The sequence below is a fragment of the Streptomyces sp. NPDC021225 genome (assembly GCF_044332865.1).
Taxonomy (GTDB): domain Bacteria; phylum Actinomycetota; class Actinomycetes; order Streptomycetales; family Streptomycetaceae; genus Streptomyces.
Genome location: NZ_JBIRPV010000008.1, coordinates 161,443 through 177,149, shown reverse-complemented (window position 1 = coordinate 177,149; position 15,707 = coordinate 161,443). Strand labels below are relative to the sequence as shown.

Here is a 15,707-nt window from a genome sequence, read left to right as displayed (position 1 = left end):
GGTGCCGACTGTCAGGAGATGCCGAACTCCTTGCCGATGAAGTCGAACACCTCCTCGTCGGAGGCCTGGAGCAGTTGCTCGTCGACTCCGCCCGGGCCGTCGTGCAGGTCCTCGTCGTCCCACTGGGCGAGCAGCTTGGTCAGTCGTTCGCGGACCTGTAGACGGGTCTCCCGCCGGGTGGTGGCGGCGGCCAGCGTCGCCTCCAGCCGGTCGATCTCGGCGAGCACCTGGCCCTGGCCGCCCGCGCCACCGGCCGTGCCCGGCTCGTCGGTGCCGTCCGGCAGCAGCTGCTCCAGCAGGTGCTGCGAGAGCGCGGTCGGGCTCGGGTAGTCGAACACCAGCGCCCGCTTCAGCCGCAGTTGTGTGGCGGCGGCCAGCCGGTTGCTGAACTCCACCGCGGTCAGCGAGTCGAACCCGAGGTCGCGGAACGGCTTGCCGGACTCGACCGCCTCGGCCGAGTCGTACCCGAGCACGGCCGCGGCCGTCTTGCGTACGAGCCCCACGACGGCCGAGACGCGCTCCGGCTCGGGCATCTTCGCCAGCCGCTCACGCAGCGACTCGCCGGTCCCCTCGGCGCCGTCGTCCGCCCCGGCCCGCATGGCGCGCCGGGCCTCCGGGATCTCGCTCAGCAGCGGACTCGGCCGGACGGCGCTGAAGGTCAGCGCGAACCGTTCCCAGGCGAGGGCCGAGACGAAGGCGGTCGGCTCGGTGTCGGCGACCAGCCCGGCCAGCGCCGTCACCGCCAGTTCCGGGTCCATCGCCACCACACCGGCCCGCCGGGACACCGCCTCCACCGGTGTGTCGGCGGCCATTCCGGCGCCGGCCCACAGCCCCCAGGCCACCGAGGTGGCGGCGAGACCCTGGGCGCGGCGCCGCTCGGCCAGGGCGTCCAGTACGGCGTTGGCCGCCGCGTAGTTCGCCTGGCCACGGCTCCCGATCGCGCCGGAGGACGACGCGTACAGGGCGAACACCGTCAGGTTCAGATCACGGGTCAGCTCGTCCAGCAGCAGCGCCGAGGCCACCTTCGAGCGGAAGACCTGCTCGTAGCGTTCGGGGGCGAGCCCTTCGATCAGGCCGTCGTCGAGCACACCCGCGGTGTGGACGACACCGGTCAGCGGATGCTCGGCCGGGACGGCGGCCAGGAGGGCCGTCAGCGCGTCCCGGTCGGCCACGTCGCACGCGGCGATGGTGACCTGTGTGCCCAGGGCGCTCAGCTCGGCGCGCAGCTCCTCCGCGCCGGGGGCGTCGGGGCCACGGCGGCTGGTCAGCAGCAGGTGTTCGGCACCGTGGCAGGCCAGCCACCGGGCGACATGTCCGCCCAGCGCCCCCGTGCCACCGGTGATGAGCACCGTGCCGCTCGGCTGCCACTGTTGGTCCGGGGCCTGGGCCGGGGCCTGCACCAGCCGCCTGCCGAACACGCCGGTGGCGCGGACCGCGATCTGGTCCTCGCCCGTGGGGGCGGTCAGCGCGCCGGCGAAGCGTGCGGTGATCCGGTCGTCCAGCTCGGCGGGCAGGTCGATGAGACCGCCCCAGCCGCGCGGGTACTCCAGCGCGGCGACCCGGCCGAAGCCCCAGACGGCGTTCTGGAGCGGGGCCGTCGCCGGGTCCGAACCGCCCAGCGACACCGCGCCCCTGGTGACCGCCCACACCGGCGCCTCGATCCCCGCGTCGCCCAGGGCCTGCATCAGGGTCGCGGTCAGCACCACTCCGGCCGGAACCGACGGGTACTCGGGAAGGGCGTTCTCGCTCAGCGCCAGCAGGGACACCACGCCCGCGAACTCCCGGCTGTCCGCGCCACCGGCGCGATCCGCGGCGCATGACGCGAGGCGGTCGGCCAGCTCGGCGCGATCGGCGGCCCCGACCTCCAGCGGCACCGAACCGGTGCCCACCGCGTCCACCAGGGCGGACACCCACGCGTCAGCGGCCAGGCCCTGCGGTACGACCACCAGCCAGGTTCCCGACGGGGCGGTGGCGTCCGCGGTCACGGGCTTCCATGTGGTCCGGTAGCGCCAGCCGTCGACCGTGGAACGCTCGCGCCGCTGCCGCCGCCATGACGACAGCGCGGGCAGCACGGCGCCGAGCGAGTCGGCGTCCACCTCCAGCCGCGAGGCCAGGGAGTCCAGTTCCTCTCCTTCGACGGCGGCCCAGAACTCCGTGTCCACCGTGTCCTGGTCACCGGGCAGCGCCTCGGTCTCGGCCGCCTCGGGCCAGAACCGCTGCCGCTGGAAGGCATAGGTGGGCAGCTCCACCCGGCGGGCGCCGGTCGCGGTGAAGAACCCGGCCCAGCCGGTGGGAACACCACGGACGAAGAGCTCGGCCAACGACTGGGCGAAGCGGTCGAGTCCCCCCTGGTCGCGGCGCAGCGTGCCCGCGACCACGGCGACCTCGTCGGCGTCGTCGATGGCCTCCTGGACCGCGACGGACAGCACGGGGTGCGCGCTGACCTCGACGAACGCGCGGTGGCGGCGGGCCAGCAGCTCGCGGACGGCCGGTTCGAAGGCCACCGTCCGACGAAGGTTGCGGTACCAGTACTCGGCGTCCAGTTCCCCACCGTCGAGCCACTCACCGGTCACTGTCGACAGGAACGGCACCTGCACCCCGCGCGGGGTGACCGGCGCGAGCTCCGCCAGCAACTCCTCGTGGACCTCCTCGACGTGGGCGGAGTGGGAGGCGTAGTCCACGGCGATCCGCCGCACCCGCACATCCTCGCGCGTCAGTTCCTCGATCAGCTCGTCCAGTGCCTCGGGGTCGCCGGAGACCACGACCGACCGCGGGCCGTTGACCGCCGCGACCGACACCCGGCCGCTCCACTGCTCCAGCCGGACCTCGACCTCATCGACCGGCAACGGAATCGACGCCATGCCTCCGGCACCGGCCAGCCGTCGCGCGATCGCCTGGCTCCGCAGCGCCACGACCCGGGCACCGTCCTCCAGCGACAGCCCGCCCGCCACACAGGCGGCGGCGATCTCGCCCTGGGAGTGCCCGACGACAGCGTCCGGAATCACACCGTGGGCCCGCCACAGCGCCGCGAGCGACACCATCAGCGCCCACGACACCGGCTGCACCACATCGACCCGCTCCAGCGACACGGCACCCTCGTTCTGCCGCACCACATCCACCAACGACCAGTCGATGTAAGGCGCCAGAGCCATCGCGCACTCAGCCAGCCGCTCGGCGAACACCGGAGACTCGTCCAGGAGCCGGGCACCCATGCCCGCCCACTGAGAGCCCTGTCCCGGGAAGACGAACACCGACTTCCCCTCCACGTCGGCAACGCCACGCACCACGCCGGGCGCGGGATCGTCATCGCCCAGGGCGCGCAGACCTGACAGCAGCGCCTCACGGTCCCCGCCGACCACCACCGCCCGGTGCTCCAGCACCGACCGCGTGGACAGCAACGAGTAGCCGACGTCCACGGGACTCAGCTCCGGGGCGCCCTCCAGCTGGGACAGCAGACCGGCCGCCTGACCGCGCAGCGCCGCGGCCGACTTCGCCGACACCATCCACGGCACCGTCACCGCGTCGACCGTGGGCGTGTCCGACACGCTCTCGGCGTCCACCGCGTCCTCGGGGGCCTGCTCGATGATGGCGTGGGCGTTGGTGCCGCTCATGCCGAAGGAGGAGATGCCGGCCCGGCGCGGGCGCCCGGTCTCCGGCCATTCGGCGGCCTCGGCCAACAGCTCCACCGCACCGGTCGCCCAGTCCACATGCGTGGTCGGCGCGTCCACGTGCAGCGTCTTGGGCAGCACACCGTGGCGCAGCGCCATCACCATCTTGATCACACCGGCGACGCCCGAGGCGGACTGGGTGTGCCCCATGTTGGACTTGATGGAGCCGAGCCGCAGCGGCAGCTCCCGGTCCCGTCCATAGGTGGCCAGCAGCGCCTGCGCCTCGATCGGGTCGCCCAGCGTGGTCCCGGTGCCGTGCGCCTCGACCGCGTCCACCTCCGCCGGAGCCAGACCCGCGTTCGCCAGCGCCTGACGGATCACCCGCTGCTGCGACGGACCATTCGGCGCCGTCAGACCATTCGACGCACCATCCTGATTCACCGCCGAACCCCGCACCACCGCCAGCACCTCATGACCGTTGCGCCGCGCATCCGACAGCCGCTCCAGCACCACCAGACCCACGCCCTCCGACCAGCCGGTGCCGTCGGCACCCTCCGCGAAGGACTTGCACCGGCCGTCCCGCGCCAGTCCGCCCTGCTGCCGGAACTCCGCGAACCCCGCCGGGGTGGACATCACCGTCACCCCGCCGGCCAGCGCCAGCGAGCACTCGCCGCCGCGCAGCGCCTGCATCGCCATGTGCATCGCCACCAGCGAGGACGAACACGCCGTGTCCACCGTGACCGCCGGGCCCTCCAGGCCGAAGGTGTAGGACAGCCGGCCGGACACCACGCTCGTCGCCTGGCCGGTCATCATGTGGCCGAGTGACTCCTCGGGGGCGACATAGCCACCGCCGGTGGCGCCGATGAAGACGCCTGCGTCACTGCCGCGCAGCCCCGTCGGGTCGATTCCGGCCCGCTCGAACACCTCCCACGCGGACTCCAGCAGCAGCCGCTGCTGCGGGTCCATGGCCAGCGCCTCACGCGGCGAGATGCCGAAGAACCGGGCGTCGAACTCGGTGGCGTCGTGGACGAATCCGCCCTCGAAAGCGTTCTCCGCGTCGAGGTTCCAGCCCCGGTCGGACGGGAACGGGGAGATCGCGTCCCGCTCCTCGGCCACCAGACGCCATAGATCCTCGGGCGACCGGACACCGCCCGGGTAGCGGCAGCTCATCCCGACGATCACGATCGGGTCGTCCGCGACGCTCCCGAGGGCGGTGAGGACGGCCGAGCCGCCCGGGCCAGGCTGCTCCCCGAGCAGTTCGGCGCGGAGGTGGTCGACCAGCGCCGCCGGGGACGGGTAGTCGAAGACCAGGGTGGTGGGCAGGGCCAGTCCGGTCGCGGTGGCGAGCCGGTTGCGCAGCTCCACCGCCGTCAGCGAGTCGAAGCCGAGGTCCTTGAAGGCCCGGTCGGCCTCGATGGCCTCCGCGCCCGAGTGGCCGAGCACCAGGGCCACCTGTTCCCGGACGACACCGAGCAGCAGATCGAGCCGTTCGTTGTCCGGCGTGGCCCGCAGCCGTCCGCGCAGCGAGCTGAGCTCCGACGCGTCGTCGTACCGCACGGGTGCGTCCGCGATAAGCGCGCGGCGTACGCCGGGCAGGTCGCGCAGCAGTGCGCTCGGCCGTGCCAGGGTGAACGCGGGGGCGAACTGGTCCCAGTCGACGTCGGCGACCGCGACGGTCACGTCCCGGTTGCGCAGCGCGCGGCTCAGCCCGGCGATGGCGGTCTCCGGCGCCATGAGGATCAGCCCACGGCGCGCCAGGTAGTCCTGGGCGCCGTCGGCGGCCGCCATTCCGCCGTCGGCCCACGCGCCCCAGGCCACGGATGTCGCCGTCAGCCCCCGGGCCGTACGGGCCTCGGCCAGCGCGTCCAGGTAGGCGTTGGCCGCGCCGTAGGCGCCCTGGCCGCCGCTGCCCCAGGTGGCGGCGACCGAAGAGAAGAGGACGAAGAAGTCGAGCTCACGGTCGCCGAGCAGCGCGTCGAGGTTGGCCGCGCCGACCACCTTGGCTGTCATCACCTCGGCCGTCTCGGCGTCGCTCGCGCCGTCCAGCGGGGCGGCCGCCTGGGCGATGCCCGCGGTGTGCACGACGCCCGTCAGGGGGCGGTCGTCGGGGATGTCGGCCAGCACGGCCGCGAGCGCCTCCCGGTCGGCCACGTCGCAGGCGGCGATCGTGACCCGCGCGCCCAGCTCGGCGAGTTCGTCGCACAGTTCGCGGGCGCCGGGTGCGTCCGGCCCCCGACGGCTGGTCAGCACCAGGTGCTCGGCGCCGCCGCGGGCGAGCCAGCGGGCCACATGGCCGCCAAGGCCGCCGGTGCCGCCGGTGATCAGGACCGTTCCGGTGGCGATGAAGCCGGTCTCGTCCGGCTCGCGTTCGGCCGGGCAGTGGACGACGCGCCGGCCGAAGAGGCCGGAGGAGCGCACCGCGGCCTGGTCCTCGTCACCGGCTCCGGCTCCGGCTCCGGCTCCAGATAGCACCGCGGCCAGCCGTCGGCCGGCGGGCCGGTCGAGGGTGTCGGGCAGGTCGATCAGTCCGCCCCAGCGCCGCGGGTACTCCAGCGCCGCGACCCGGCCAAGGCCCCATACGGCCGCCTGCGCCGGGTTCGGCGCGGTGTCCGAGCGGCTCACCGACACCGCGCCTCGCGTGGCGGTCCACAGCGGCGACTCGATGCCCGCGTCGCCCAGCGCCTGCACCAAGGTGATCGTCAGTGCCACGCCGGCCGGTACGCCCGGGTGTCCGCCGACAGCGGGCTCGTACGGTGCGAGCAGGGACAGGACGCCCGCGAACGGGCCCGATTCCGTGGCCGCCTCACGCAGCCGGTCGGCCAGTGCGGCGCGGTCCGGCTCGCCGATCTCGACGCGTACCGTCGGGGTGGGCATGGCCTCGGCCACGGAGGTCGCCCACGGGTCGTCCGCCTGCCCGGCCGGGACGACCACGAGCCAGCTGCCGCGCTGGGCCCGGGGGGTCGGGTCGGCCAGCGGCGTCCAGGTGACCCGGTAGCGCCAGCCGTCCACGACCGACTGCTCACGTCGGCGGCGGCGCCACGTCGTCAGCGCGGGAAGCACCGCGCCGAGCGAGTCGCCGTCGACTTCCAGCCGCGAGGCCAGGGACTCCAGGTCCTCCCCTTCGACCGTGGCCCAGAAGTCCGTGTCCCCGTCCGCGATTCCCGTGTTCGCGGCGGGCGCCGGCGCCGACACGTTCGGCCAGTAGCGCTGGTGCTGGAAGGCGTACGTGGGCAGTTCGACCCGGTGGGCGCCGGTGCCCGCAAAAAACGCCGGCCAGTCGACCTCCACGCCGTGCGCGTACAGCCGGGCCAGCGCGGTGACCACCGCACGCTCCTCGTCCGCTCCCTTCCGCAGCGCCGAGACGACCACCGTGGTGGCGGGCGACTGCTCGGACAGGCTCTCCTGAGCCATCGCCGACAGCACACCGTCCGGCCCCAGCTCCAGATACGTACTCACACCACACTCGTCCAGCCGACGCACGCCATCGGCGAACCGCACCGCCTCGCGCACCTGCCGCACCCAGTACTCGGGCGCGCACAGCAGCTCGGCCGACGCCACCTCTCCCGTCAGGTTCGACACCAGCGGCACCGCCGGAGCCCCGAACGACAGGCCCCGCACCACCCGCTCGAACTCAGCAGCCATCCCGTCCATCAGAGCCGAGTGAAACGCATGCGAGACCCGCAAACGCCTAGTCTTGCGCCCCTCGCCCTCGAACCGGCCGGCCAGCTCGAGCACCGCCGCCTCGTCGCCCGAGATCACGACCGACCGCGGCCCGTTGACCGCCGCGATCGAGACTCCCTCGGTCAGTTGCGGGGTCACCTCGTCCTCGGTGGCTTGGAGGGACACCATCGCCCCACCTCGCGGCAGCTCCGCCATCAGCCGGGCCCGCGCCGCCACCAGCGTGCACGCGTCCGTCAGCGAGAACACCCCGGCCACATGCGCCGCGGCGATCTCTCCGACCGAATGCCCCGCCACGTAATCCGGCCGCATTCCCCACGACTCCACCAGCCGGAACAACGCCACCTCGACGGCGAACAGCGCGGGCTGTGTCCATCCCGTCCCGTCCAGCAGCTCCGCCTCGGCCGAACCCGCCTCGGCGAACATCACCTCACGCAACGGCCGTTCGAGGTGGCCGTCAAGATGCGCGAACACCTCGTCCAGCGCCTCGGCGAACACCGGGAACGCCTCGTACAGCTCCCGGCCCATCCCCGCCCGCTGACTGCCCTGCCCCGAGAACAGGAACGCCACCACCCGATCCTCCCGGGCCAACCCCCGCACCACATCCACGCCCGGCTCACCACACGCCAGAGCCCGCAGGCCTTCCACCGCCCCCTCCCGGGCGCCCGCCAGCACCACACCGCGCCGCTCGAACCCCGACCGCGACGTCACCAGCGAGAACGCCAGATCGCTCCATGCGAGACCGGGCTCTTCCTCGGCACGGGAAAGCACCCGCGCCGCCTGCGCACGCAGCGCCTCCTCCGACTTCCCCGACACCACCACCGGCAGCACACCCGGCTCCCGAGCCGGCGCGGGGGATGCCACCGGGCCGTCGTCATCGGCCTGCGGCTGCGGGGCCTGCTCCAGGATGGTGTGGGCGTTGGTGCCGCTGATGCCGAAGGCCGACACGCCGACCCGGCGCGGGTGCTCCGTCTCCGGCCACTCGGCCTGCTCGGTCAGCAGCTCCACCGCGCCGGACGACCAGTCCACATGGGACGTCGGCTCGTCGATGTGCAGCGTCTCGGGCAGTACGCCGTGTCGCATCGCCATGACCATCTTGATGACGCTCGCGGCGCCGGCGGCCAGCTGGGTGTGGCCGAGGTTGGACTTGACCGAGCCCAGCAGCAGGGGTTGTTCGCGCTCCTGCCCATACGTGGCGAGTAGCGCCTGGGCCTCGATCGGGTCGCCCAGCGTGGTGCCCGTGCCGTGCGCCTCCACCGCGTCGATGTCGTTCGCCGTCAGCCTGGCGTTGGTCAGCGCCTGGCGGATCACCCGCTGCTGCGAGGGGCCGTTCGGCGCGGTCAGACCATTCGACGCACCGTCCTGGTTGATCGCCGAGCCCCGCACCACCGCCAGCACGGGGTGGCCATGACGGCGGGCGTCCGACAGCCGCTCCACCAGGAGCAGCCCCACGCCCTCGGACAGGCTCATCCCGTCGGCCGATTCGGCGAACGCCTTGCACCGGCCGTCCGCGGCCATGCCGCGCTGGCGGCTGAAGGCGAGGAACGAACCGGGGGTGGTCATCACCGTGACACCGCCGGCCAGCGCCAGTGTGCTCTCGCCGTTGCGCAGCGACTGGCACGCCAGGTGCAGCGCCACCAGCGACGAGGAGCACGCCGTGTCCAGGGTGACCGCCGGGCCCTCGAGACCGAACAGATACGAGATCCGGCCCGACAGCACGCTGGGCACCGAGCTGGTGAGCAGGTAGCCCTCGGCCCCCTCCTGGTCGGCGTGCGGTCCGAAGCCGTAGTCCTGGTAGCTGGAGCCGATGAACGTGCCCGTCAGGCTGCCCCTGACCGACGCGGGGTCGATCCCGGCCCGCTCGAACGCCTCCCAGGAGGTCTCCAGCAGCAGCCGCTGCTGCGGGTCCATGGCCAGCGCCTCACGCGGCGAGATCCCGAAGAAGCCCGCGTCGAACTCCGCCGCGTCGTGCAGGAAGCCACCGCGCGTCGAGTACGTCTTGCCGAGCTTGTCCGGGTCCGGGTCGTAGAGCCCCTCGGCGTCCCAGCCACGGTCGGCGGGGAACTCGGAGATGACGTCCTGTCCGCCCGCGACCACCTCCCACAGCTGCTCCGGCGAACCGATCCCGCCGGGGAAGCGGCAGGCCATGCCGATGATCGCGACCGGCTCGTCGGAGGCCGCGGACACCACGGGCGCGGGCGCGCCCGGCACCGCCGCGGCCGAGCCCACGATCCGCGACCGCAGGAACTCCACCAGGGCCACCGGGCTCGGGTAGTCGAAGACCAGGGTGGACGGCAGGGTCAGACCGGTGGCCCTGGCCACCCGGTTACGCAGGTCCACCGCGGTCAGCGAGTCGAACCCGACATCGCGGAACGCCCGGCGCTCCGAGATCGCCTCCGGGGAGGTGTGTCCCAGAACCGCTGCCGCCTCGGCGCGCACCAGGTCCAGCAGCGCGCGCTCCTGCTCGGTGGCGGACAGCGCGCGGATCCGCGCGGCGAACTCGCCGTCCGCGGAGGTGGCGACGGTGTTCTCGGCCTTCTCGAGGATCCCGCGCACCTCGGGCACCTCGCCGAACAGCGGGCTGGGGCGCACCGAGGTGTAGACCGGGTAGTAGCGGCCCCAGTCGATGTCGGCGATCGTCAGCAGGGTCTCGTCGTCCTCCAGTGCCTGCCGCAGCCCGATGTGGGCGAGGTCGGGCTGCATGAAGCGCAGACCGCTGCCGAGGATCTGCTGCGGATCGACCCGCACCTGGTCGTCCCGCCAGATGCCCCACGCGATGGAGGTGGCGCGCAGCCCCTGGGCGCGCCGGTGTTCCGCCAGCGCCTCCAGGTAGGAGTTGGCCGCCCCGTACGCGCCGTGGTCGCCGCTGCCCCAGATGCCGGCGATCGACGAGTAGTACACGACAGCGTCGAGCTGCTCTTCGTCCAGCAGCTCGTGGAGATGGCGGGCGCCCGCGACCTTGGCGTCGACGACCGAGGCGAACGTCTCGTGGTCCATGGTGGTCAGCGAGCCGAGGTCTATGTAAGCGGCCACATGGACGGCGGTGCGAATGACCCGCCCCTCGGCCGTGAGCCGGTCGATCAGCGCGGCCACCGCGGCCCGGTCCGCCACGTCGCAGGCCACGACCTCCACGGCGGTGCCCAGCTCGGTCAGCTTGGCCACCAGCTCGGCCGCGCCGGCCGCGTCCATGCCGCGCCGACTGGTCAGCACCAGGTGCTCGGCCCCGTTGTGCGCGAGCCACCGGGCCAGATACTGGCCCAGCACACCGGTGCCGCCGGTGATCAGCGTGGTGCCGCGCGGCTCCCAACCGCCGTTGGGGCCACGGTCGTCGAGGGGCGCGCGCACCACGCGGCGTACGAACACTCCGGAGGACCGGATCGCGAACTCGCCCTCGCCGTCCTCGCCTTCAGCGCCGGCGAGCGCTCCGACCAGCCGCTGCGCGGCGCGCTGGTCGAGTTCGGCGGGCAGGTCCACCAGGCCGCCCCAGCGGCGCGGGTGCTCCAGCGCGGCCGTCCGGCCCAGGCCGATGACCTGCGCCTGCGCCGGGCTGGTCAGGCCGTCCGAGCGGCCGGTGGACACGGCGCCCCGGGTGAGGCACCACAACGGCGCCCCGGTGTCGAGGTCGTCCAGCGCCTGCACCAGCGCGAGGGTCAGCGCGAGCCCGGAGGACAGCGTCGGGTGGGTGGCGCTCGGCTGCTCGGCGAAGGCCAGCACCGACACCATGCCGCGCAGGTCCTCGACGCCCTCGACGCCCTGGAGCCGGGACGCGAGTTCGGCGCGGTCGACACACGACTCGTCCAGCTCCAGCCGCCGGACCTGAGCGCCGTGTCCGGCGAGCGCCGCGGTCACCTCGTCGTCCGCGACGCCGTCGGCGGTGACGACCAGCCAGGTGCCGGTGAGCACGGGCACCGAGGACATCCGCAGCGGCCGCCACTCGGTCCGGTAGCGCCAGGAGTCCACGGTGGACTCCTCACGGCGCCTGCCCCGCCAGGCGGAGAGGGCGGGCAGCACCGCGCCCAGCGAGTCTCCGTCGATCTCCAGCCAGCCGGCCAGGGACTCCAGGTCCTCCTGTTCGACGGCGGACCAGAACTCGGCGTCCACCGGGTCGGTCTCCGTGGCCTGCGCGACGGGCCTGGCCTCGTCCGCCCAGTAGCGCTCGCGCTGGAACGGGTAGGTGGGCAGCTCGGTCCGGCGGGCCCGGGTGCTGGCGAAGCAGCCCGCCCAGGCGACCTCGACACCGCGGACGAACACCTCGGCCGCCGAGGTCAGGAAGCGCCCGAGGCCGCCCTCGTCCCGGCGCAGCGTGCCGACGGTGACGGCGTGGTCGCCTGTCGCGTCGATGGTCTCCTGGACCCCTACAGTGAGCACGGGGTGCGCGCTGACCTCGATGAACGCCCGGTGGTGCTGGGCGAGCAGCCCCCGGACCGCGGGCTCGAAGCCCACCGTCCGCCGCAGGTTGCGGTACCAGTAGTCGGCGTCCAGTTCACCGCCGTCGAGCCACTGACCGGTCACGGTGGAGAAGAACGGCACCTCGGCGGCGCGGGGGCGCAGCGGTGCCAGACGTTCCAGGAGTTCGTCGTGGATCTCTTCGACGTGTGCGGAGTGGGAGGCGTAGTCCACCGCGATCCGCCGGACCCGGACGTCCTCGCCGGTCAGCTCCTCGATCAGCTCGTCCAAAGCCTCACGGTCACCGGAAACAACCGCCGAGCGGGGGCCATTGACGGCCGCGACCGATATCCGGCCGTCGCAGCGCTCCAGCCGCGCCTCGACGTCGCCCACCGGCAGCGGTACCGAGGCCATGCCACCCGCACCCGCAAGCCGCCGGGCGATCGCCTGGCTGCGCAACGCCACCACCCGGGCCGCGTCCTCCAGGGAGAGCGCGCCGGCCACACAGGCGGCGGCGATCTCACCCTGTGAGTGACCGACCACCGCGTCCGGCTCCACGCCGTGGGAGCGCCACAGCGCGGCGAGCGAGATCATCATCGCCCACGACACCGGCTGCACCACATCCACGCGCTCCAGCGACGCGGCACCCTCGGCCTGGCGTACGACGTCCATCAACGACCAGTCCGTGAAGGGCGTCAGAGCGGCGGCACACTCCGCCATCCGCCCGGCGAACACCGGAGACTCCTCCAGCAACCGGGCGCCCATCCCGGCCCACTGCGACCCCTGCCCCGGGAAGACGAACACCGTCTTCCCCTCCACATCGGCGATGCCGCGGACCACGCTCGCCCCCGGCTCGTCCTCGCCCAGGGCACGCAGACCCGACAGCAGCTCTTCGCGGTCCCCGCCGACCACCACGGCCCGGTGCTCCAGCACCGCCCGCGCCGACACCAGCGAGTGGCCGACGTCGGCCGACGTCGCCTCGGGGAGGTTCTCCAGGTGGGAGGACAGGTTGACCGCCTGCTCGCGCAGCGCGCGGTCGCTCCTGGCCGACACCACCCAGGGCAGGGCGGCCGGGGTCGCGGCGGTGGTGTCGGGGTCGGCCGGCTTCGGTTCGGCGTCCTCGGGCGCCTGCTCCAGGATGGCGTGCGCGTTGGTGCCGCTGACGCCGAACGCGGAGACACCGGCCCGGCGCGGACGCCCGGTCTCCGGCCACTCCGTCGACTCGGTCAACAGCTCCACCGCGCCCGCCGACCAGTCCACATGCGTGGTCGGCTGATCCACGTGGAGGGTCATGGGCAGCACACCATGGCGCAGCGCCATCACCATCTTGATCACACCGGCAGCGCCGGCGGCCACCTGGGCGTGGCCGATGTTCGACTTCACCGACCCCAGCCACAGGGGCAGCTCGCGGTCCTGACCGTAGGTGGCGAGCAGCGCCTGCGCCTCGATCGGGTCGCCCAGCGTGGTGCCCGTGCCGTGCGCCTCCACGGCATCGACGTCGCGTCCGGACAGCCCCGCGTTGGCGAGGGACTGGCGGATGACCCGCTGCTGCGACGGGCCGTTCGGCGCCGTCAGCCCGTTGGACGCGCCATCCTGGTTGACCGCCGAGCCCCGCACGACGGCCAGCACTTCATGGCCGTTACGGCGCGCGTCCGACAGCCGTTCGAGTGCCAGCAGGCCGACGCCCTCGGACCAGCTGGTCCCGGCCGCCGCCTCGGCGAACGCGCGGCACCGGCCGTCCGGGGCCAGCCCGCCCTGCTCGTTGAACTCGCTGAAGCCGACCGGCGTCGACATCACCGTGACACCGCCGGCCAGCGCCAGCGAGCACTCGCCCGAGCGCAGCGCCTGGGCGGCGAGGTGCATCGCCACCAACGCCGACGAGCAGGCGGTGTCCACGGTGACGGCCGGGCCCTCGAGGCCGAAGGTGTAGGACAGCCGGCCCGAGATCACGCTGGTGGCCTGGCCGGTCATCTGGTGGCCGCGGGACTCCTCCGGCGGTACGTAGCCGAAGCCGGTCGCGCCGACGAACACGCCCGCGTCGGTGCCGCGGACGGAGGTGGGGTCGATGCCGGCGCGCTCGAACACCTCCCACGCGGTCTCCAGCAGCAGCCGCTGCTGCGGGTCCATGGCCGCCGCCTCACGCGGCGAGATCCCGAAGAAACCCGCGTCGAAATCGGCGGCGTCGTAGAGGAAACCGCCCCGAAAACCGGCGTCTCCGTCGAGCCGCCAGCCGCGGTCGGTGGGCAGTTCGGCGATGGCGTCGCGCCCCTCGGCGACCAGCCGCCACAGGTCCTCCGGGGACCGGACGCCGCCCGGGTAGCGGCAGGCCATCCCGACGATCACGATCGGGTCGTCCGCGAGACCGGCGGTGGCGACGGCCGTCGGCGTGATCGCGTCGACGTGCTCGTCCAGCAGCTCACGCAACAGGAACTCGGCCAGCACGGTCGGGGTGGGGTAGTCGAACACCAAGGTGGCGGGCAGCCGGAGCCCGGTGGCCGTGTTCAGCCGGTTGCGCAGCTCGACGGCGGTCAGCGAGTCGAAGCCCAGCTCGCGGAACTCGCGCCGGACCTCGACCGCGTCCGGCGACGGGTGCCCCAGGACGGCGGCCGCCTGGCCGCGTACGAGATCCGTCAGGAGGCGCAGCCGGTCGCCGTCGCGCAGCCCGGCGAGCCGGCGGGCCAGCGCGTTGGCCGCGCCCGAGTCGGAGTCGCGGACGCCGCCCGCGGCCCTGCGGGCCGTACGCACCAGGCCGCGCAGCAGCCCGGGGGTCTCGCTCTGGGCGCGCAGCGCCGCGAGGTCCAGGCGCACGGGTGCGACCACGGGCTCGTCGCAGGCGACCGCGGCGTCGAACAGCGCGGCGCCCTGTTCCTCGGTCAGCAGTGGCATGCCGGCCCCGCTGATCCGCTGGATGTGGGTGTGGCTGAGCTCGCTGGTCATGCCGCTGTCCTGGACCCATGGGCCCCACAGCAGCGACTGGCCCGGCAGGCCGAGGGCCCTGCGGTGGTACGCCAGCGCGTCGAGGAAGGAGTTCGCGGCGGCGTAGTTGGCCAGCCCCGCGGCGCCCAGCTGGCCCGCCACCGAGGAGTACGTCACGAAGGCGGCCAGGCCGAGATCGCGGGTCAGCTCGTGCAGATGCCAGGCGGCGTCCGCCTTCGGTCCGTAGACCGTGGCCAGCCGCTCGGGCGTCAGCGACGCGAACACTCCGTCGTCGAGCACGGCCGCGGTGTGGACGACCGCGATCAGCGGGTGCTCCGCCGGAATCCCGGCGAGCAGCGCCTCCAGCGCGGCGCGGTCCGCCACATCGCACGCGGCGATGGTGACCTCGGCGCCGTGCGCGCTCAGCTCCGCCCGGAGGTCCGCCGCGCCGGGCGCGTCCGGCCCGCGGCGGCTGACCAGGAGCAGATGCCTCATGCCCCGGTCGGCGGCGAGATGACGGGCGAGGCTGCGGGCGAGACCGCCGGTGCCACCGGTGATCAGCACGGTGCCCTCGGGGTCCCACTCGCGCGGCATGGTCAGCACGATCTTGCCGGTGTGCTTGGCCTGGCTCATGCACCGGAACGCGTCCCGCGCCCGCCGCACATCCCAGGCCGTCACCGGCAGCGGCCGCAGGACGCCCGCCTCGAACAGCTCCATCAGCTCGACCAGCATCTGCTGGAGGCGGCCCGGCCCGGCCTCCGCCAGGTCGAAGGGCCGGTAGCCGGCGCCCATCGCCTCCGCGTCGCGGATGTCGGTCTTGCCCATCTCGATGAACCGGCCGCCGGGGGCAAGCAGCCGCGCGGACGCGTCGATGAACTCGCCCGCGAGCGAGTTGAGCACCACGTCAACGCCCCGGCCGCCGGTCACCTCCCGGAACCGCTCCTCGAACTCGGTCGTACGGGAGGAGGCGACGTGGTCGTCCGGGATACCCAGCGAGCGCAGCGCGTCCCACTTGCCCTCACTCGCCGTGGCGAACACCTCGGCGCCCAAGTGCCGGGCGATCTGGATCGCGGCCATACCCACACCACCGGCACCCGCGTGCACCAGCACCGACTCACC

The 15,707-nt window shown here is 73.6% G+C and carries 1 protein-coding gene (running past one end of the window); it reads right to left on the bottom strand.

From position 1 onward, the window contains the following. Positions 1 to 11: 11 nt before the first annotated feature. A protein-coding gene (locus tag ACH4S9_RS31710; RefSeq protein WP_398374973.1) for a type I polyketide synthase crosses the window boundary here: on the bottom strand, positions 12 to 15,707 show its 3' end. The gene runs 16,902 nt beyond the window's last position; the window shows 15,696 of its 32,598 coding nt (coding positions 16,903-32,598); the start codon falls outside the window, past its right edge — the gene reads right to left on this strand; its stop codon occupies positions 12 to 14.